Origin of the sequence: Flammeovirga pacifica, assembly GCF_000807855.2 — a bacterium.
GTDB lineage: Bacteria > Bacteroidota > Bacteroidia > Cytophagales > Flammeovirgaceae > Flammeovirga > Flammeovirga pacifica.
Genome location: NZ_JRYR02000001.1, coordinates 2048839 through 2070043 on the forward strand (window position 1 = coordinate 2048839; position 21205 = coordinate 2070043).

General features: G+C 33.6%; 16 protein-coding genes. 9 read left to right on the forward strand and 7 right to left on the reverse strand.

Annotated elements, in window-relative coordinates:
- Positions 1–46: 46 nt before the first annotated feature.
- The 3 genes from NH26_RS08245 to NH26_RS08255 all read right to left on the reverse strand — a co-directional run bounded on the left by NH26_RS08245 (position 47) and on the right by NH26_RS08255 (position 2962).
- Positions 47–355, reverse strand: coding sequence for a 2Fe-2S iron-sulfur cluster-binding protein (locus NH26_RS08245; protein ID WP_044224879.1), 309 nt, complete (start codon positions 353–355; stop codon positions 47–49).
- Between the two features lie 35 nt (positions 356–390).
- A complete protein-coding gene (locus NH26_RS08250; RefSeq protein ID WP_044224877.1) occupies positions 391–1578 on the reverse strand; it encodes a cytochrome P450 in 1188 nt (395 codons plus the stop codon).
- A 541-nt stretch (positions 1579–2119) separates the two neighbouring features.
- Entirely contained in the window at positions 2120–2962 is an 843-nt protein-coding gene (locus NH26_RS08255; protein WP_044224874.1) for an AraC family transcriptional regulator, read from the reverse strand.
- 255 nt (positions 2963–3217) lie between these two features.
- Between NH26_RS08255 and NH26_RS08260 the strand changes: the two genes are divergently transcribed.
- The 3 genes from NH26_RS08260 (at position 3218) to NH26_RS08270 (ending at position 7636) form a co-directional block, all read left to right on the forward strand.
- Positions 3218–4333, forward strand: a complete 1116-nt coding sequence (locus tag NH26_RS08260) for a Zn-dependent alcohol dehydrogenase (RefSeq protein ID WP_044224871.1) — start codon at positions 3218–3220, stop codon at positions 4331–4333.
- Positions 4333–5145, forward strand: a complete 813-nt coding sequence (locus NH26_RS08265; RefSeq protein ID WP_044224868.1) for an alpha/beta hydrolase — start codon at positions 4333–4335, stop codon at positions 5143–5145. Before NH26_RS08260 ends, NH26_RS08265 begins: the two co-directional genes overlap by 1 nt.
- A 193-nt stretch (positions 5146–5338) precedes the next feature.
- Complete coding sequence (locus tag NH26_RS08270; protein ID WP_044225141.1) at positions 5339–7636, forward strand: FdhF/YdeP family oxidoreductase; 2298 nt, start codon at positions 5339–5341, stop codon at positions 7634–7636.
- Between the two features lie 78 nt (positions 7637–7714).
- Here the strand turns inward: NH26_RS08270 and NH26_RS08275 are convergent, their stop codons facing one another.
- The 3 genes from NH26_RS08275 to NH26_RS08285 form a co-directional block, all read right to left on the reverse strand.
- On the reverse strand, positions 7715–7942 hold the full coding sequence (locus NH26_RS08275; protein ID WP_044224866.1) for a hypothetical protein: 228 nt from the start codon (positions 7940–7942) through the stop codon (positions 7715–7717).
- Between the two features lie 94 nt (positions 7943–8036).
- On the reverse strand, positions 8037–9053 hold the full coding sequence (locus NH26_RS08280; protein WP_044225139.1) for a Kelch repeat-containing protein: 1017 nt from the start codon (positions 9051–9053) through the stop codon (positions 8037–8039).
- A 191-nt stretch (positions 9054–9244) separates the two neighbouring features.
- Positions 9245–10879, reverse strand: a complete 1635-nt coding sequence (locus tag NH26_RS08285; protein ID WP_044224862.1) for an ABC-F family ATP-binding cassette domain-containing protein — start codon at positions 10877–10879, stop codon at positions 9245–9247.
- 110 nt (positions 10880–10989) lie between these two features.
- On the opposite strand from NH26_RS08285, the gene NH26_RS08290 reads away from it, so the two are divergent.
- Complete coding sequence (locus NH26_RS08290) at positions 10990–11295, forward strand: antibiotic biosynthesis monooxygenase family protein (protein ID WP_044224859.1); 306 nt, start codon at positions 10990–10992, stop codon at positions 11293–11295.
- Positions 11296–11399: 104 nt separating this feature from the next.
- Here the strand turns inward: NH26_RS08290 and NH26_RS08295 are convergent, their stop codons facing one another.
- The gene (locus tag NH26_RS08295; protein ID WP_052432078.1) at positions 11400–12125 is read right to left on the reverse strand and encodes a hypothetical protein; all 726 of its coding nucleotides are present in this window, start codon (positions 12123–12125) and stop codon (positions 11400–11402) included.
- A gap of 290 nt (positions 12126–12415) precedes the next feature.
- Here NH26_RS08295 and NH26_RS08300 point away from each other — a divergent pair, with 290 nt between their 5' ends.
- The 5 genes from NH26_RS08300 to NH26_RS08315 all read left to right on the forward strand — a co-directional run bounded on the left by NH26_RS08300 (position 12416) and on the right by NH26_RS08315 (position 21094).
- On the forward strand, positions 12416–14209 hold the full coding sequence (locus tag NH26_RS08300; RefSeq protein ID WP_044224856.1) for an alpha-L-fucosidase: 1794 nt from the start codon (positions 12416–12418) through the stop codon (positions 14207–14209).
- Positions 14210–14883: 674 nt separating this feature from the next.
- Positions 14884–17679: a DUF7619 domain-containing protein gene (locus tag NH26_RS08305; protein WP_044224854.1), complete on the forward strand. Its 2796-nt coding sequence runs from the start codon at positions 14884–14886 to the stop codon at positions 17677–17679.
- A gap of 88 nt (positions 17680–17767) precedes the next feature.
- Positions 17768–17944, forward strand: coding sequence for a hypothetical protein (locus tag NH26_RS25390; RefSeq protein ID WP_158021902.1), 177 nt, complete (start codon positions 17768–17770; stop codon positions 17942–17944).
- A 376-nt stretch (positions 17945–18320) separates the two neighbouring features.
- Positions 18321–20000, forward strand: a complete 1680-nt coding sequence (locus NH26_RS08310) for an amidohydrolase (protein WP_044224851.1) — start codon at positions 18321–18323, stop codon at positions 19998–20000.
- Between the two features lie 251 nt (positions 20001–20251).
- Positions 20252–21094: a 1,4-dihydroxy-2-naphthoyl-CoA synthase gene (locus NH26_RS08315; RefSeq protein ID WP_044224849.1), complete on the forward strand. Its 843-nt coding sequence runs from the start codon at positions 20252–20254 to the stop codon at positions 21092–21094.
- Positions 21095–21205: the final 111 nt, after the last annotated feature.

The window sequence follows — 21205 nt, forward strand, 5'->3', positions numbered from 1 at the left end:
TGATATAAAAAGGCCATGATTTTTTAATTAATCATGGCCCAAACAATTATTTTACAACGTTTAAAACTACGCCATCCATTGCTTCAGTCACTTGAAGCTGACAACATAAACGACTGTATTCATTGGCATCATCATCCAATTCTAACATATCTTGTTCTATTTCTGAGGCTACACCCGTTTTATCTGTATGGGCAGCATCTACTTGTACATGACAAGTAGCGCAAGAACACACACCACCACAGTCGCCATCAATACCTTTTACATTGTTTTTTACCGCTAATTCCATCACCGATCCAGAGGTTCCTTCTACAGTGATTTCTTGATTATCCTTTGTTACAAAAGTGATTTTTGCCATTATATTAAAGTTTGTTAGTGTTAATAATAAATTGATTATTTACCATGAATATTCATAGTGATATTATCGAAGCCTACCTTGCGATTAAACTCTCCCCACTCTTCGATATTTTCTTTGTAATCTTTAATGTCAATTGATGTTACTTTATTAGCTAAAGTAGTCATCAAAATCTTTAAAATTTGACGAGCATGTGTAGCACCAAGACAATTATGATGACTGAACCCAAAACCTACGTGAGGGTTAATTTTTCTATCTAAAACTACTTCATTAGGCTTTTCAAAAACAGCTGAATCTCTATTAGCAGAAGCCCAACACATGGAAACTCTTGAATCATTTTTAATAGCATGTTCGCATACTTTCGTGTCTTCCGTCACAACACGTCCCATATGTGTTAATGGAGAGAAGTAACGTACTAACTCTTCTACAGCTCTACCAACAATTTCAGGTTCTTGACGTAATCTTTCTAAAGCCTTAGGGTTTTCTGCGAAATATGACAAAGAATTTGTTACAGCATTAATTACTGTATCTCTACCTCCAGCAAAAGTCAAAATCATCACTCCTTTTACTTCTTCTTTTGTCATCTTCACTCCATTCACTTCAGAAGCTAATAATAAAGAATATAAATCATCAGATGGATTTTCAGCTGCACGATCAATTTGTTCATCCAAGTAATCAAATAGAATATTTGCTTTGTCGGCATCCGTAGATGACTCCTCACTTCTGAATACATGAACACCCCATCCAATCCAAGTCTCCGATTCTTCAAATGGAATATTTAATAAAAGAGTCAATGCCCTAGATTGTAACTTTAAAGCAAAATCTCCAACTACTTCGATATCATCTTTTTCAACCACTTCATCCACCAAATCTTCTATAATTTTAGTCAATTTAGCAGCATACTCTTTTTCTAAAGGTCTTTTAAACCAAGGTTCTATTAGGTTTCTATAATCTTTATGCTCAGGTGGATCAACCTCAAATGGAATCTGACGAATATCACGAATATCCACTTCAGATGGCACAACGATTCTACCCGGTGTAGCTCCTGAAATAAATGTTTTCCAATTATGTGCTGTTTTTCTTACATCTTTTAGACGTAATAGCATAGTCACAGGATCATTTTGATCATCTATATCTCCATATCCTTTTTCAATTCTAGCTTGCTCAAATGGGTCTGGAAACTCACTTGTTTTTACCTTCTTTTCTGCTTCTGTTTGGTGTTCCATAGTACTAAGAGTAAATTATGAGAGTAATGCATAGACACAATCATTCCTTATCAAAAAGTGATTAATTTAAAAAGTATGAAATTGAGACTATTGTACTACCGTTGGTGTTTTCAGTTCTATCAAATGATGGCAACATACGTTGACATCACAGTGTAAAAAGTGTAGTATTTACTACTAATACAAAGTAAAGGGGTTTAAAGTCTAGTCTAGTTCTTTATTTTAGTCATTTTGTAATGTATTTTATCATCAATAACAAAAATGAAATAAAAACTAAGGCGCAATAGGATATAATTTGATAAAAAATAACTAATAGGTAATAAGTAATAACTTATATAGAAATATAAATTAGGAGTTAGGAGTTAGGAGTTAGGAGTTAGGAGTTAGGAGTTCCTCTTTTCGAGAATTAATAAATTGGATGACTAAGAATCTTACGACTCATTATTACTTATTAGTTATTACCTATTACTTGACAAAGTAACTCATTCATTTAATCAGGTTTAAATAGCATAGTTTCTAATTCCTACCTCCTAATTTCTAGTTCCTATATCTTCCTATACATCTTTCTGAACTCCAATGGTGAGTATACCTTGAACTTTTTAAATTGTTGATAGAAAAAAGGTAGGCTTTCATAGCCACAGGTGTAACCTATTTCTGCTACTTGCATATCCGTTTCAAGTAAAAGGCGACTTACTCTATTAATTCTATATTCGTTGAGGTAGACAAAGAAAGGACGTTGCATATTTTTTGAGAAAAATCTAGAAAACGATTGTTCTGTCATATTCAGTTCTTCAGCGATTTCGGATAATTTGATTTTCCTTGAAAAGTTTTTTTCTACAAAATTTTGAACAATGTCAATGCGGTTATTGGTGTCTTTTGAAGAATCGTAAGAATAAGACTCCCCTGCTAAAATCTCTTTTACTTTTAACTGATGTAACTCTCCTAATAAAGTGATAAACTTTGCATATCGTTCCCAATGATTTGCCTCTATTATGGCTAACATTTTTTCTTTAATATTTATCGAATCTGGGTTTTCAAATAGAATGCCTCTATCTACATTTTGAAAAACATATTTGATATCAGAGAAAGAAAATAGAGGATCGATGAGTTCTTTTGGCCACTGAAATACTAATGATTCTACATTATCTTCATCATTAGAATCATCCTTCCAACAATGAGGAAGATTGGGACCTAGTAATACTAACTCACCTGGATGGTAGTCATTTACATTATTCCCTACATATCTACTTCCATTACTTTTTACAATATATGTTAGCTCATATTCAGGGTGTAAGTGCCATGGAGTTACAAATTGTTTGTCATCATATTTAAAAGCGCGAAGGGTGGATTCATCCTGTGTGATCACCTTCTCTAGAAAAGCCTTCATAGTCAAAAAAGTTATGTATATATAGTATAGTTAATTCACTTCATTCAATTATTAAGCATAATACATAACTTTTCTGTCAAAATAAAGAACAACATGGTAAAATAAATACTGTTCATTTGTAAAATGAGTCAACTATTTTTTTCAAAATATTAAGCTCCCAAACTTTTTTATACATGTTTTGAAAATGATTTTCCACCAAATATCTAGGTGATAAACATGATTAGACACTAACAAAATAACAATATTATTCACGCTATGAGCATAATTTCAAAAGCTGCTATTGGTACCGGAAATGGTCATTTTATAATCGATACAATTGAAGTAGGTGAACCTCTTGCTGATGAAGTACTTGTAAAAGTAAAAGCTGCAGGTTTATGTCATACAGATCACGATTCTTTGAATTGGGGTAAATCAATCGTATTAGGCCATGAAGGTGCTGGTATCGTAGAAAAAGTAGGAAAAGACGTTACTAATTTTCAAACAGGGGATAAAGTAATTCTTAACTGGGCTACTCCTTGTATGAAATGTTTCCAATGTCAGGAAGGGAATCAACACATTTGTGAAACCAACTCTCCTGTTACGGCAGGTGGTAATGGCTTCACTCCTGGTCATGCCCATTTAGAAGGTACAAAACTCAATGGGGAGGCTATCGAAAGATCATTTAATATCGGCACTATTTCAGAATACACTTTAGTGAAAGCATCTGCTTGTGTAAAACTAGATAGTGATATGCCGATGTCTTCAGCTAGTATTATTAGTTGTGGAGTAATGACAGGCTACGGATCTGTAGTAAATACTGCTAAACTAGCTGCAGGTACTTCTGCGGTTGTACTTGGTACAGGAGGTGTTGGACTAAATGTTATTCAGGGAGCAAGAATATCTGGTGCGGCTAAAATCATAGCTATCGATATTAATCCTGAGCGTTTAGAAATGGCCACTCAATTTGGTGCTACACATTGTATTTTAGCCGAAAAAGACGATGTAGGATTAATGAAAGCAGCTGAACTTGTAAAAGAATTAACAGATGGCAGAGGCGCTGATTATGCTTTCGAATGCACTGCAATTCCTGCTTTAGGCGCTGCGCCTTTGGCAATGATAAGGAATGCAGGTACGGCTGTACAAGTAAGTGGTATTGAGCAAGAAATCACCATTGATATGAATTTATTCGAATGGGATAAAATCTATATCAATCCTCTTTATGGTGGAGCTCGTCCCGACATCGATTTCCCTAAATTGGTCAATTTGTACAATAAAGGTGATTTGATGTTGGATCAAATGATCACAAGAACATATCCACTTGAACAATTAGGACAAGCATTTGATGATATGCTTGCTGGTAAAAATGCTAAAGGTGTAATCGTATTTGAATAATGGCTGAATCAAAATTTAGAACAACAGAACTTTCGGATCCTCGTTTCGAAATGGATGGTCTTCGCTTTATTACTGTGAAGACGGACAACTTAAAAGGTAGAGGTGATATTTGTGTTTGGGTGCCTGAAGGTGATCATAAAGATCTTCCTATTGTTACCTTATTGCATGGTGTTTACGGAAGTGCCTGGATTTGGGCGATGATGGGCGCTGCTCATATCAACACAAAACGCTTAATTGAAGAAGGAAAAATTGCTCCATGCGTTTTAGCGATGCCTTCAGATGGTTTATGGGGAGATGGATCTGCCTACAATGATCATGATGGGTTTAGTTTTGAAAAATGGATTGCAGAAGATGTTCCACAAGCCGTAAAAGAAAATATACCTCAGGTTTCTGATACCTCAAAAATGTTCATTTCAGGCCTTTCTATGGGTGGATTTGGTGCATTGAGAATCGGAGCTAAATATGGAAAACAATATGATGGTGTTACTGGTCATAGTTCTATTACAGAGATTGAGCAGATGAAAATCTTTGTAGAAGAACCTGTTGATTTTTACCGTCAGGCTGAAAGAGAAAATGAAGATGTATTTACTGCTATCATCAATAATAAAGAAAACTTACCACCTTTACGTTTTGATTGTGGTGAGACTGATGAACTCATTGAATACAACAGAAAACTTCATGCTGATTTAGAATCGGCTGGCATCTCTCATGAATATGAAGAATTTAAAGGTGGACACCAATGGGAATATTGGCAAGAACACCTAGAAGATACACTTGTTTTTTTCAATAGAATAGACGTACCAGTTGAATAGGTACATCAATCTTATAATTGTAGGGACGTAGCAATGCTTCTTCCCTACTTTTTTGCCTTTACACTCCTACTAAAAGTATTCCTACAATTTAAATAATGGGTTGATCAACATGATTTAGAAAACGATAAAGTTCACTAAATTGTTGGTACGATACACCCTATAGTTGGCTATTTCCAACAAGAAATGAATGATTATGAAATCTACTACTGAAGAACGCAAAATATCTGCAGTTGGTCCTGTAGAATTTACGGATATTATATTAAAAGAACCTCAAGATTATGCTGCCGGATTACCCGCTGTGAAAATTGCTTTAGGTCATGCAATGAAAGAAATGGGTTTGGCTAAGTCTATAGCCACACTTGCGAAAATGAATCAAAAAGGTGGTTTTGATTGTCCTGGTTGTGCATGGCCCGATCCTGATTACAGATCTAATTTAGGTGAGTTTTGTGAAAATGGTGTCAAAGCAATTGCAGAAGAAGCCACGAATAAAAGGGTAGATATTGACTTCTTTCAAAAATACACTGTAGAAAAAATGTCTCATTGGACCGATTTCCAAATTGGAAAAAGTGGTAGAATTACTCATCCTATGATCTTAAGGGAAGGGAATACACATTATGAACCAATTAGCTGGGAAGAATCTTTTAAAATAATTGCTCAAGAACTAAAATCTTTGGACCACCCTGACGAAGGAATATTTTATACTTCCGGAAGATCTAGTAATGAAGCTGCCTTTCTTTATGGCTTATTTATTAGGGCATTTGGTACGAATAATATGCCTGATTGTTCTAATATGTGCCATGAATCAAGTGGAGCCGCATTATTTCAAACTTTAGGTATTGGCAAAGGATCAGTTACATTAGAAGATTTTGGAGACACAGAGGTCGTTATGGTTATTGGACAAAATCCAGGTACCAATCATCCTAGAATGCTATCTGCACTAGAAAAGTGTAAAGGAAATGGAGGAAAAGTAGTGACCATTAACCCTTTAAGAGAAGCTGCATTAGTTAGATTTAAAAACCCACAAGAACCCAAAGGTATTGTAGGAGGAGGAACTGCTATTACTGATCATTTTTTACAGGTTAGTATCAATCAAGATGTTCCTTTACTGAAATTAATCATCAAAAAATTAGCAAAAATAGAAGCTTCTGAAGGCAATGTTTTTGATCATGAATTTATCAAAAAACACACTTCGGGTTATGAAGATTTTCTTTCAGATCTTGATCAATATCAAGAAGAGGATTTATTAAAAATGACCGGTGTTGAAGAAAATAAAATTGATGAAGTAGTTCAACTATTGGCCCAAAAGAAAAGAGTAATAATCTGTTGGGCAATGGGACTTACTCAGCATAAAAATGGTGTAGATAATATCCGTGAATGTGTCAATTTACTTTTACTGAAAGGAAGTATTGGAAAGAAAGGATCTGGTACTTGTCCTGTAAGAGGACATAGTAATGTTCAAGGTGATAGAACTGTAGGGATCACCCATCATGTGTCTCAGCGATTAAACGATGCTTTCGAAAAGACTTTCCAATTTAAACCTCCCACAAAAGAAGGCTTAGATGTAGTCAAATGTATAAAAGCTATGCACGATGGAACAGCCAAAATATTTGTAGCTCTTGGAGGAAATTTTCTTTCTGCAGCCCCTGATACTAATTATACATCTCAAGCCTTACAAAACTGTCAACTTACGGTTTCAATTAGTACTAAGCTAAATAGAACTCACTTAATCCCGGGAAAAACATCGCTTATATTACCCACTTTAGGAAGATCTGAAGAGGATAAAAATAGATTTGTTACTGTAGAAAACAGTATGGGGAAAGTACATCAATCTCAAGGGAGACTATCACCTAGTTCTGATCATTTGATGAGTGAACCAGAGATTGTAGCTAATATTGGTAAAGCCTATTTTGGCGAAAACCATACTATCCCCTGGCAAAAATTAGGCGAAGATTACAACTTAATTAGAGAGAAAATAGCCCATGTTTTTACTGGGTTTGATAACTATACTGAAAGGGCTAAAAAAGCAGGATTCGATCTACCGAATCATGCAAGAAAAGGTGATTTTTCTAAACTACCTGGTGGTACTGCAAAATTCTCAATAAATACTCCACCTCATCATAAACTTACAAAGGAGGAGTACATGTTAATGACCATCAGATCACATGATCAATACAATACTACTATTTATGGTTTAGACGATAGATACAGAGGTATTTATAATGAAAGACGTATAGTGATGATGAATCATCAAGAAGCTATTGAGAAAGGTTTTAAAACCTTTGATATTGTTGATTTAGCTAGTAATTACAACGGGATTGAAAGACGTGCAGAGAACTTTTTGATTATACCTTATGATATTCCTAGAGGAAATCTTGCCGCTTATTTCCCTGAGGCCAATGTACTTATACCTCATGATCAATACGCAGACATTAGCTATACACCAATAAGTAAATCGGTGAAAGTCACAATTTTGAAAAAAGAAGAACAATAAACTATTTGATAGCAACTACTATTCATATATAAATAATTAGGAGTTAGAAACTTTGAATTAAATTTCTAACTCCTAATATTAAAATTCTGCCTCTATTTTATCGATAATTTCATCTATTTCATCAAATGGAATTTGATGCTTTCCTTGAAGAAAATCAGTTAAATAATACGCTTTATCATCTACTGAGTCTACAACAACATGATAACATCTTCCTTCATTAGTGACGATATCTATTTCTCTATTTAGAAATAAATTAGCCTTCTCCTTTATATCTTTTCCGTAATATCGTTTATTCGTCTTTCTCATAACTTGTATTCTGATTACGTAAATTTGATGTCATTTTTTGAGATAATCAAATGTAATCATGTAGTTTATAAAAAATGTGCTAAGAATGGAAGATTTAATTAGGCGTATTTTCAAAAACTTCCATATTATCTAATTGTCCACCTCCTTGATTAGGACTACCTCCTGCAATATAAATTTTATTCTTAAAGTGAATGGCATTACTGCCGTGTCTACCTCTAACTAAATTTGATAATAGACTCCACTGATGTGTTTTAATATTTAATGCTTGAGTATAATTTAAAGCTTTAGGTTTATGATTTTCTCCTCCTAAATAAATGATATAATCTCCGATCGTAGTACAACCTGCCGCCGCAGAACCATGTGGTAATTTATTCTTTAATGTTGACCAACTCTTCTTTTTAAAATCATAAACATCTACATGTGTTTCTACATCATCAAAAAAAGCAGTAAAATTTCCTTCGTGATGACAGCTACTATTTCGTCCTCCGATAAGGTATAATTTATCTTCCGCTATTACTGCATTAAAATGATCTCTTATATGTGGTGCGAAAGTAAGGTTTTCCCACTGTCCAGTTTTAGGATCAAATACATCAAACCTGTTGGTTGTTCCTGATGTATGACCATATGTAATTCCACAGGCAACATATATTTTCTTATTATATACAACTGTACCAGCACCTCCTCTTTGAATATCTTTAGGTATAGATGGTCCTTTTTCCCATTGATCTTTTTGTGGATCATAGATCCAAACATTTTCTAAGGGTAGTTCTGTTGGATAATTACCTGTCATGGCTCCTACTACATAAATTTTATCTTCATACGAAACCGCTTGAAAGTGATGTATAATTTGAGGTGCTTCTCCTTTGGTAATCCAAGTATTTGTTTTCGGATTATAGACTTCTACCTTTTTAGTTTCCCTTCCACCCATCAAATAGAATTTATTTTGATGTAGTACAAAAGTACTTTCATGTCTACCAATTGGTTTATTTATCGTCTCCTTAATATTCCAATTATATTGTTTTAATTGATTGATATCTTGAGCACAGAGGAATGAAGAGATAAATAAAAGTAGACTAATAAAAATTACCCAAGAAGGATTACCTTTTTTCATGTTGTTTAGTGAATTATGATAGTTGAATTTTGCTTGGGCTAATTTATAAAAATAAAATCTGAGCTCAATGAAATAATTGATCATTAGAGAGGGTGTATTTTTTAGAAACTAAAGATTCTATTCTACTCTCTTTCCAATACACAATAATTAATTCATCATACTCAGATTCTTTGTATCAATTTTTAGAGAAACTATAAGTTAATATCTGCTAGTTTTTCAATTCTGTTTCTCTTCAAGTATTCATCAATGGTCTCAAAATGTTCAAGCACTCTTTGATCTTTAAATTCGAATACTTTCTCTGATAAACCTTGTAAGAAATCTCTATCGTGAGATACCAATATCAAAGTACCATCAAACGATTTCAAAGCTTCTTTCAATACATCTTTTGACTTTAAGTCTAAGTGGTTGGTTGGTTCATCAAGAATCAATAAGTTAACTGGCTCTAAAAGTAGTTTAACCATAGCCAAACGTGTTTTTTCACCACCTGACAATACTCCTACTTTTTTATCAACGTCATCACCACCAAACATAAACTGACCTAGAATATTATTGATGTGTTTTCTGATGTCTCCTTTCGCTACTTCATCAATAGTTTGGAAAATAGTAAGCTTGGGATCCATCAAAGAAGCTTGATTTTGAGCAAAGTAACCTACTTTGATATTATGACCTAATTCACTCACTCCTGCATCAATATCAATTTCTTTCAAAATAGATTTAAGCATTGTAGACTTACCTTCACCATTTCGACCTACAAAAGATACCTTTTCTCCTCTTCTAATAGACATATTGGCATCCTTGAAAACCACATGATCACCGTAAGATTTTGAAACATCAGTAACTGTTACAGCAATTTCTCCAGAACGAGGTGCCGGTGGAAATTTCAATCTTAAAGCTGAAGTATCTACCTCATCAATTTCTATAGGAACAAGCTTTTCTAACATTCTTTCTCTCGAAGAAACCTGATTCGTTTTTGAATAAGTTCCTTTAAAACGATCGATAAATTCTTGTGTATCAGCAATAAATTTTTGTTGTTCTTGATAAGCCTTAAGCTGATGTGCTCTACGATCTTCTCTTAATTCAAGATATTGAGAGTAATTCGCTTTATAATCATAAATACGTCCCATAGTCACTTCTATGGTACGATTTGTAATATTATCAATAAAAGCTCTATCGTGAGAAATCACCATTACTGCCTGCGCTTTATTGACTAAAAAGTCTTCTAACCAAATTACAGATTCAATATCAATATGGTTTGTAGGCTCATCTAGTAAGATAAGGTCGGGCTTTTGAAGTAATATTTTAGCTAACTCAATACGCATACGCCATCCTCCCGAAAACTCAGAAGTTTGTCTGTGCATATCTTCTTGTCTAAAACCTAGACCTTTTAAGGCTTTTTCTACTTCTGCATCGTAATTCACATCTTCTAAAGCATAGAACTTTTCTCCAAGATCCGTTACTTTTTCTATGATGTTCATATATTCCTGACTCTCGTAATCAGTACGAGTTTCAAGCTCTTTATTAAGTGCTTCCATTCTCTCTTTCATTTCAAACACTAGTTGAAATGCTTTAGAAGCCTCTTCAAAGACAGTACAATTATCTTCGGTTAATAAGTGCTGAGGTAAATAAGCAATCACAGTATCTTTAGGTGCACTCACTTGTCCTTTAGATGCTTTTTCTACTCCTGCCACAATTTTCATCATGGTCGATTTTCCTGCTCCATTCTTACCCATCAATGCAATCTTATCGTTTGGATTGATGACAAAAGACACATCACTAAAAAGTGTTGCCCCGCTAAATTCTACTGCTAAATTATCTACTGAAATCATTGAAATATATGTTTGCCACAAAGCTAACTAATTTGATGCAGAATTTATATTGATGTTTGTAGCAACTACTATTAAATTCTATCTTGTATTCGAATTAAACTAACTATTATATGATTTTAGAAGTCGCCCTCCTTCAAGTGAAAGCAGGCCAAGAGCAACAATTTGAAATAGATTTTGATAAAGCAAGCCAATACATTAGTAGTATTGATGGCTATAAAGGACATACTTTAAGAAGATGTTTAGAGGCTAAAGGAAAGTATATATTGCTTGTTGATTGGATTGATGTAGATGCACATGAAATTAATTTTAGACAATCTCCTCAATATTTAGAATGGAAAGCAATGCTACATCATTATTATGATCCTTTTCCAACAGTAGAGCATTATGAAACAGTCTTTGAAAATTCTAATCAATAAAAAAATGAACCCAATTGGAGCTCATTCATTTTAAAAGTAAGGGTACAAGAAAATTTATAGCCATTAAAAAAACACCCCGTTCTAAATTGACGGGGTGTTGCTCATTATTTTTTTACAGCATTTTCAATCAGAACATCATAAACATATCCTGATCCAAAGTTTTTATTTAGAATCACTCCACCTTTAATAGTGGCTACTTCACCTACTTTGAAGTTGTCGTTTGTAGTTAAAGTGACATCGTATTCTCCTTTACCGATAGTTCCATCTTGTAAGTGAACAAAATTCACATTCATCACTCCATTATTGACCTTAACTACTTGTCCTTTGATGATCACCTGTTTGTTCTCATACTTTTTAGGGTTTTCAAATAGTTCTGCAATGCTAATTCCATTAGGTGCCTTCTCTATTTTACTTACTTGTGGGCTACCCTGAGGAGTACTTTTATTTTCAACTTTTACTTCACCCGAAACATTATCTCTAATACCTTCTGCAAAAATGATTCTTTCAAAAGTTCGTTGAAGCGTTTTACTTTGAAAATTTTGCATTTCCATTCCACCATCGTAATAATAAGTAGCACCAATATTTACTGGTCTACCCGGTATGGCCATCCAATATTCTTGATCGTCTTCAGTGACATTTATATATAAATATCCTCCTCCTGACATTTGTTCCTTTACCACAACCTTATGCGTATTTTCTCCTAAAACCTCCTCAGATTTTTGAGCCGTATTAACGTGTGTATTTCCTTTTGTATTGTTGTTTTGACTAGTGTTATCACAACTCGTAATAATACAAAAAGCCAATAGTGTTAATGCGAAAGTATTTTTCATTCGTTTCTATTTTTTTTGATTTTGGGTAAAATTAATCAATTCATTCAGAGTTCATGTAGAAGGAGGATTTTTTTATATTTCTTTTTAATCTCAGTAGGAGAATATCATTAAGAAGCTCCTTCTAATCTTCTTATTTATAATTTTTCCCATCTATGTTTCATTAATCATCTCGATTTACAAATTAAGAGTAATTTACCTCCCTTATCACCACCTTATTTCAATCTATATTTCTAATATTACTTTTGGTATTTCTACCAAATGAATTGAATTAGCTAGATTAAAAAGACAAAATGAAAAATATCACTTTAGGACTACTCCTACTTTTTATAAGTGTTACCACTTTTGCTCAAAAAAATACAAATCCTAGAGCAGCATGGTTTACTGATGCTCGCTTTGGTATGTTTATACACTGGGGAATATACAGCGGTGCTGAAGGATTTTGGAAAGGTGAAAAACTGAGACATCATAATAATTATGCTGAATGGATTAAATTCAGAAACAGCATAAATAATGAAGAATATATCACTTTACTAGATCGTTTTGATTGGAATGATATTCAACCAGAAGAATGGGTGATCTTGGCCAAAAAGTCGGGAATGAAATACGTTACGATAACTGCCAAACATCATGATGGTTTTGCCCTTTGGGATAGTAAAGTAAGTGATTATGATTTAGGAAATTATTCTCACCCTAAAAGAGATATTATTAGAGAAATGGCTGATGCTTGTAAAAAGCATGGTATAAAATTCTGTTTATATTATTCTCATTGGGTCGATTGGGAACATTCATATGGATGGAATCACTCAAGAGAAATCTACCCGCTTCAACCGGAAGAATACGATCAATATTGGCAAGAAAAAGTGGTTCCTCAAATCAAAGAACTCCTAAGTAATTATGGTGATATTTCTATGTTATGGTTTGATATGTGGCTTCCTCATGAAAAAACCATTGTTACTAAAGATCAACTTTTACAGCTGAAATCTATCATTCGTGAATTACAGCCCAACTGTGTAGTTAATTCAAGATTAGGTTTATCAATAGAAGAAAATCCTGATATTGATTACAAAACTTTAGGCGATAATAAACTAGGTAATAAAAAAGAAGATTTCCCTTGGCAATCTCCCGCTACAGTTGCTCATTCTTGGGGATTCCATTCCTCAGATGCTGAATGGCAATCTACAACGGCATTATTAAAAGCATTGATTAGTAATGTAAGTCTAAATGGTAATTATATGCTTAACATTGGTCCAAGAGCCAATGGTGATGTACCTTATGAAATATCTCATAGAATGCTTGAAATGGGAAAATGGTTGGATGTAAACGGGGAAGCAATTTACGGAGCTGAAGCTTTTGACTTAGATAAGGATCAACACGATTGGGGTAAGATTACTTGTAAAAAAGAAGGTGATAAATTCAAACTATACCTTCACCTTTATAATTGGCCCTTAAATAAAAAGTTAAACTTAACAGGAGTTACTACTGCTCCTCAAAAAGTATATTTACTTGCTGATAAACAAAAACAACCTATAGATTTTAATTTTTCGGAGGTGTTTACTGAAATAAATTTACCTCATGATGCCCCAGATAATTACATTTCTGTGGTAGTAGCAGAATACAATTCGAAACCCAACATTTCAGATGGTTTGATTGCCAAAACAGTAGATAATGGTTACTCTTTATTACCGGGGAATCAAAATCCAAAAGCAGCGTCTATTACAATACAACCCAAAGGGAGAAAGAAAACGATTCCAGAGCATGTTATCATCTCAGAGAAGATGACCTTTTCATGGAAAATCTATGTTGATGAAGTAGGAGAAAAAGATATTGATGTATCCTACAGTTTTCAAAATCAAAAGAATGTTGGAAAAATTACTGTTAGTATAGAGAATCAAACACTAACACATCAAGTACTTCCTACCGGTGAAACTGTTGGAGAACCTAATATGAATTGGCATATTGATTATTTCAAATCTAATCGACTAGGAAAAATGAATTTTTCTAAAAAAGGATATTATACAGTAAAAATGACGGTAGAACCTCAAAAAAAGAAAGAAATAAAATTTCAATGGCTTTGGATAAAATAGAATTAATAACAAAAGCAAGAAAAGAAGCAATGCGTTATGTATTACAAAATGTAGACTACGATAAAAAAGGGGGAGACATATGTTAATTTAGAGGTGAATCCCGAAATAGTTAGTGTCATAAAATAATTCATCTACTTTATTATATTTAGATTCCTTTCAATGAGTTCAAAATCATTTTATCAATAGAATGAGTACGTATAATGATTAATAAAATACTGCGTAATGGTATTAAACGAATTGCTTTGACTAATTTATTATTAAAGTCAATGTAATTCGTTTTTTTGTAAAATTCTTCACCATATAGATTAACTTTTACTATTCATCATCATAAAGGATCACACATTGTTTAATACTCTTTTTTTTCTATATCAATTTCAAAACAAACTATTTATTAAATAAAGTAGATTTCTTTATTTAGAGGTAAAACACTAATATTTAAATTCTTATTTTATATAACAGATAAGCGAAAATCATAGTGTTTAAAATCAACAATATAACAAAGTACAAAACCTTTCCAATCCTCCATCGTTACATTTATTTAGAAAATTCAAAATTATATTCTATCAAATAGATAAGCAACAATGGTCTAATCTTTGATTGATAGACAAACAATTCTACTTTCAATTATTTTAATTTTTTTATTGCTACTTCCAAGTATTTTTTTTTAAACAACTATGAAAATTTCTCTTTTACTATTATGGTTAGTACTGCTAACCCCTTTTGTCTATGCACAAGATGTAAACATTCCAGACGAAAAATTCTTACATGAATTAATTAAAAAAGGGTATGATACGAACAACGACAGTATCATTCAAGTATCCGAAGCAGAGGTCGTAACTAAGTTAAATCTATATCAGAAGGATATTTATGATTTTACGGGTCTTCAAAGTTTTATCAATCTAGAATGGTTAGACATCTCACACAACCTACATTTAAATGTTAAAGGTGTGCCTATGGATTTTACCATGATGCCTAACTTAGTCTATCTAGATGCATCAGTAAATAACTTTAGTGATGTGAATGTAACTAATCTATCTCACCTCGATACTTTAGATATTGAGCAATTGAATTTAAAAACATGCGATTTCACTGGTTTGGAAAAACTGAAATACCTGAATATCACATTCAATAAGTTCGAGACTATTGACTTAAAGATGTTTACGGAACTGCTCCACTTGGATATGGCTTACAATGATTTGGATGCAGTTGATGCTTCCCCTTGCATAAATCTGAGAAGACTAAACATTGGTTCAAACGGTCTAAAAAGTCTTGACGTTACAGGTCTTACTAAGTTAGAAGAGCTTTATTTAAGTAAGGCCGACATCTCTGAATTAGATCTTTCAACTCAAGAAAGTCTTAAGCGTCTAACGTTTTCTTACACCAATTTACCAAGTCATTACACATTCGATGGCTTACCAAGTTTAGAGGAAATTTACATCTCTCATAACGCTTTGGAAAGTATAGATATTAATCATTTACCCAAGCTCAAAACTTTGAGTTGCGGTTATAATGAAATTAAAAGTCTTGATCTAACGGGGATGAAAAGCTTGGAAAAAGTCGACTGTTTCTTTAACGAAATGGATACTATAATTCTTGAAGGCTGTGATAGTCTAACTCGTCTACGAGCATGGGAAAACAACTATACAGGAATTGATCTTTCTGATCAAAAACAGATGTTCGCTTTGTATTTAAGTGATAATGATATTAAAACATTGGACCTTTCTAGTATAGATAGTTTATACTATTTCGATGCTCATGGCAACCAATTAACTGAGGTCGATTTTTCTCACAATAAAAACTTGGAAACTATTCGACTTCAAGAAAACGATCTGACAAATATTGATGTATCGTTTTTACATCAGTTACACGATTTTGATGTGGAGAATAACCCTAATCTGAATTGTCTATCTAGACTTCCCAACTCCATTAGAGATTTAAATTACAGAAATACTGGTGTTCAGTGTATTTCTAATCTTCCCACAACTATGGTTGATTATTTAACGGATCTTGGTAGTAGCTTCTTTTTTAATTTAGATGAATATCAGGTATGTCTTCCGGATAATAATCCCAACGATTGTCCAACTTTCCCAACAGTCTATGGCAACGTTTTTTACGATTATAATAAAGATGGGGTGAAGGATGATGACGAGAACAATTTCGAAGGTTTAGAAATTACTTTTAATCCTGGAGAACAAGTCTTTACAACCGATGAAAATGGCTATTATTATGCGATACTAAGCGATACAGGATCATTTACAGCAACAGTAAGTACTCCCGAACATTTTGATGCAGTACCTCAAACTTTCGAAGTAGCTACATCTGATTATTCGGATAAAATTATTCAAAACATCCCTCTTCAATCGAACAAAGAAGTCAATGACCTATATGTTAGAATCCCTTATTTCAGCCGTGCTCGACCTGGCTTTTATATGCGTTATGTTGTCGAGGTGCTCAACCACGGTACAGAACAAGTAGAAAATATTGAAGTCACTTTAAACATCCCTGCCTTTGAACTCGCCGACTCCCTATCAGACTTTTCAGTGAGCGGAGAAACAATTACTTACACCATTGATAAAATGAATGTAGGTGAAATGTATAAAATTGATCTTTGGGGTAAAACTTCATTAGATGCTTTCGGAGAGGAAGTCGAAATGATTGCTGAAGTTGAAATTGATGGAATTGAAGATGATAATGCAGAAAACAATACTGAATCTGTTGAATTTATCGTCACAGGATCCTACGACCCTAACGACAAACAAGCTAGAGACAGTATCACCACAGAAGAAGTAGAAGCCGGCATTCCACTCGACTATTTGATCAGGTTCCAAAATACAGGAACAGATACCGCATTCAATGTGTATATTCTCGATACTTTATCAGATAATCTGGACTTAGAAACGTTTGAAGTGTTAAGTGTCTCTCACGATTATGAAGCCGTATGGTACGACTCCAATGTAGTGGTCTTCACTTTCGAAAATATACTTATTCCAGATAGTATTGTCGATGAGGCGAATAGTCATGGCTATATCAACTATCAAGTATCACCAAAAGCAACATTAGTGGAAGGCGATAGTATTCAGAATACAGCTTATATCTATTTTGACTTCAATAAACCAATTGTGACCAATACAGTCACTACTTTGGTGTATAACCCTCCACCTTCGGAAGAGGAAGAAGAAGAAGAAGATGATGATGATGATGATGATGAAGAGATTATTAGTTCTTCTATCTCAGAATTAGAAAATAAGATCCTCTTCTACCCTAACCCTGTAAAAGGAAATAAAATTATCCATATCAATTCAGATCAACTTATTGATGTTGAAATTTCAAATTCATATGGTCAGTTAGTGTTCCGAAAAGAAAAGATATCGAAGAGTTTCTCTGTAAACGAGTTACCTTCTGGTATTTATTTCTTGAGGTATTTTGTGGATGATGCTAATTGGGGTGTAATGAAATTGATTGTAGAGTAAATAGTATTTATAAATATTTTGAGGCAGTTAATTTATTTGGAGACTGACTAAAAAAACGAGGAAGTATTTCTTAAATGCTTCCTCGTCTTTGATTTCTACTGATTATGAGGTTGTACACTTTAATATTGTAGAAGGTAAAACTGAAAAGCAAATCTATTATCACTTTTATAAGCCAGCTGACACTAAAAGTTATAGTTATTATATAACTACTACAGGTCAAAAAGATGATGCTGAAATTAGTTATTCATTAAAAAAAGACCCTTAACTTTTAGCACTTCATGGCAATAAAATTGAGAAGCTTTTTAATACTGAAGTAGCTTATATTGGTACATACAATACTCATGAAGATCATTTTACAAGCGATGGATATTTCGAACTTGTAAAATGGCATCCAATTGGTTCAAGTCAACGTTCAACTCTACTGCCTTTGAAGAAACCTCACTTTAGGGAAAATGTTGAACATGAGTTTCCGTTAGAGCATAATCTTGTAAAATAAATTTCAGTTGCTCTATCTTCATGTTCTCCTCTGAAATAAGAGTAATAACATTAGTCTGAAAATAATAAAAATTTAATTAGGGGATTTCACCATGAAATCCCCTTTCATTATTGAATACAAAATCTAAAAATAGAGTTCTTCAATAATGAAAAATATAATTACTTTATCAATCACATTATTTTGGTCGATCACCTCATTTGCACAAGATATTTACATCAACGGAAAAATTTTCACCTCTGATAAGAATAATCTGTGGGCCACAGCTTTGGTTATTAATAATGATAAAATTGAGTATGTTGGAAATGACCACAAAGCTTTAGAATGGAAGTCTAAGGAGGCTAAAGTGATCGATCTTGAAGGGAAACTATTACTTCCTGGATTATACGATTCTCACATGCACCCAACTATAGCAGGTCCAAATATGACTTTTGTATTGGATCTTTTTGGAATAGAAGATAAAGCAGAGGCAGAAAAAAAAATCCGTAAATTTGCAGCAAAGCAACCAAAAGACGCTTGGGTACTTGCTAACGGATACAAGATTAAACATTTTGATAAATCGACTGCTCAAGAATTGGATGAACTTGTAGGTGGAAGACCTGCCATTATCTGTGAAGAATCACAGCATACAGGTTGGTATTCGACAAAAGCGATTGCACATTTTGGAGTAGATAAAAGCTCTCCTGATCCTGATGGTGGTTCATACGATCGTTTTGAAGATGGTACACCAAGTGGTCACTTTAGAGAAAAAGCACATATTGCAGCAGGTTTTTTAGCCACTCCAGAACTTCTTACACAAGAACAACAAGAAATTGCCATGAAAGCTATTTTGGATAGATGTAATAGTGTGGGGTTTATTGGCATTGAAGATGCCGCTGCTCTTTCTGCTAAGGGAGCGGATAATGTATATAAAAGGTTATATCATAAAGGAGAACTGACCGTAAGAATGGAATATAACAGAGTACATTTGTCTCCTATTGATGATGAAACGAATAATAAAAGCCTAGATGAGCGATTCTATGAAGGAAACGAAATGTTAACTTCTAAAACAGTAAAATTCGCAATCGATGGTATTCCTACAGATAAAGCATTCCTTTTTGAGCCCTACGAAAATGCTGATTGTGAGCATTCACATACATGTATTGGAGTAGCCAACTATTCTAAAGAAAGGTTGTTAGCTAATTTCAAATATCTTATTGATAATGGTAATAGAATTTATGTACACGCTGAGGGGGATGCTGGTATATCAAGAGTAATTGATTGTCTTGAAGAAATCAATAAAGATAGATCTATTAAAGATGATAGACACGTGATCACACATGTTGATTTAATTAAAAAAGAGGATGTCGATAGATGTGCAAAGTTAGGAATTGTGCTTCAGGTACAACCTCAATGGCAACCTTTGGATGAGTTTGCAAAAAGCTATATCAAACCTGCTTTAGGTGAAGAAAGATTTAATGAAATTTACCGTTATGATAGACTGTATCAAAGAGAAGACATTATGGTGGGTGTGGGTGCTGATTACCCAACTGGACCTGTTTTCTCACCTTGGGAGATGATGCAAAACATTGTAACAAGTAAGAATGTAGGAGAAGATATGCAACCTAGAGGTTACACTTCTTCAGTTGAAAAAGCAGTGTTACTTTTCACTATCAATAATGCTTATGTGATGTTCAGAGAAGACATAAGCGGTAGTTTAGAAGCTGGAAAAAAAGCTGATTTCATCATCGTCGATCAAGATATCTTTAGCATTGATGTAAATGACATCCATAAAACGAAAGTATTAAAAACTGTATTGAATGGAAATACTGTATATGAATCAAAATAAGCAGTATTGAGTCAAAAGAATACCCATTGGAAAACGATGGGTATTTTTTTTTCTTCATACATCAAGAATTATCATTTTCTGCTAATGAAAAGCTACATCTTCTCTCTAACAATATCACTGTTTGCTCATTAAGACGGGACTGCTTCAAAAATTAAACAACTAAACATTTCCTCTTAAATATTAAAAAACCTATTCGAAGTTTAGTCTATTGTCATTACATTTGTAAGAATCGAACACAAACTAATTTTGTAATGGCAAATCTAGAGTGGAAAACAATTAAAGAATATGAGGAAATCACCTTCAAGAGTTTGGATGGTGTAGCGAGAATCGCAATAAATAGACCTGAATGCAGAAATGCATTTACACCGAAAACCGTTGATGAAATATGGGAAGCTTTAATTATTTGCCATGAAAGTCAGGAAATTGGTGTTGTTCTAATTACCGGTGAAGGTCCTTCTCAAAAAGATGGTGGATGGGCGTTCTGTTCTGGTGGCGATCAACGTGTTAGATCTAATACAGGTTATAAAGGATCAAATGGCGTAAATAGATTCAATATTTTGGATGTACAACGTCAGATTCGTTTCATGAATAAAGTAGTTATTGCTGTCGTTCCAGGTTGGTGCGTTGGTGGTGGCCATAGTTTACATGTTGTTTGTGATATGACAATAGCAAGTAAAGAACATGCTAAGTTTAAACAAACAGATGCTGATGTAGCTAGTTTTGATGGTGGATTTGGTTCTGCTTATTTAGCTCGTCAGGTAGGTCAGAAAAGAGCAAGAGAAATCTTCTTCTTAGGTGCTGAGTATTCTGCACAAGATGCTTACGAAATGGGTATGGTTAACAAAGTTGTACCTCATGAAGAGTTAGAACAAACTGCTTTTGATTGGGCACAAGAAATCATGACAAAGTCTCCTACAGCAATCAAGATGTTGAAGTTTGGCTTTAATCTAATTGATGATGGTTTAGTGGGGCAGCAAGTTTATGCAGGTGAAGCTACTCGTTTAGCTTACGGCACAGATGAGGCGACAGAGGGTAGAGATGCTTTCCTTCAGAAAAGAAAACGAGACTTCTCGAAATTCCCTAAATTCCCTTGATCCAATTAATCAATAGAAAATATTATAAGAATTTGTCATCATCATTAATGTGGATGACAAATTCTTTTTTTATACTAAAAAAAAAATACTTCTAACTTATTATTTTTTAAT

Bases quoted from the DNA above. Each gene is read 5' to 3' on its own strand.
- NH26_RS08245 (WP_044224879.1), bottom strand. From the start codon at position 355: ATGGCAAAAATCACTTTTGTAACAAAGGATAATCAAGAAATCACTGTA.
- NH26_RS08250 (WP_044224877.1), bottom strand. From the start codon at position 1,578: ATGGAACACCAAACAGAAGCAGAAAAGAAGGTAAAAACAAGTGAGTTT.
- NH26_RS08255 (WP_044224874.1), bottom strand. From the start codon at position 2,962: ATGAAGGCTTTTCTAGAGAAGGTGATCACACAGGATGAATCCACCCTT.
- NH26_RS08260 (WP_044224871.1), top strand. From the start codon at position 3,218: ATGAGCATAATTTCAAAAGCTGCTATTGGTACCGGAAATGGTCATTTT.
- NH26_RS08265 (WP_044224868.1), top strand. From the start codon at position 4,333: ATGGCTGAATCAAAATTTAGAACAACAGAACTTTCGGATCCTCGTTTC.
- NH26_RS08270 (WP_044225141.1), top strand. From the start codon at position 5,339: ATGAAATCTACTACTGAAGAACGCAAAATATCTGCAGTTGGTCCTGTA.
- NH26_RS08275 (WP_044224866.1), bottom strand. From the start codon at position 7,942: ATGAGAAAGACGAATAAACGATATTACGGAAAAGATATAAAGGAGAAG.
- NH26_RS08280 (WP_044225139.1), bottom strand. From the start codon at position 9,053: ATGAAAAAAGGTAATCCTTCTTGGGTAATTTTTATTAGTCTACTTTTA.
- NH26_RS08285 (WP_044224862.1), bottom strand. From the start codon at position 10,879: ATGATTTCAGTAGATAATTTAGCAGTAGAATTTAGCGGGGCAACACTT.
- NH26_RS08290 (WP_044224859.1), top strand. From the start codon at position 10,990: ATGATTTTAGAAGTCGCCCTCCTTCAAGTGAAAGCAGGCCAAGAGCAA.
- NH26_RS08295 (WP_052432078.1), bottom strand. From the start codon at position 12,125: ATGAAAAATACTTTCGCATTAACACTATTGGCTTTTTGTATTATTACG.
- NH26_RS08300 (WP_044224856.1), top strand. From the start codon at position 12,416: ATGAAAAATATCACTTTAGGACTACTCCTACTTTTTATAAGTGTTACC.
- NH26_RS08305 (WP_044224854.1), top strand. From the start codon at position 14,884: ATGAAAATTTCTCTTTTACTATTATGGTTAGTACTGCTAACCCCTTTT.
- NH26_RS08310 (WP_044224851.1), top strand. From the start codon at position 18,321: ATGAAAAATATAATTACTTTATCAATCACATTATTTTGGTCGATCACC.
- NH26_RS08315 (WP_044224849.1), top strand. From the start codon at position 20,252: ATGGCAAATCTAGAGTGGAAAACAATTAAAGAATATGAGGAAATCACC.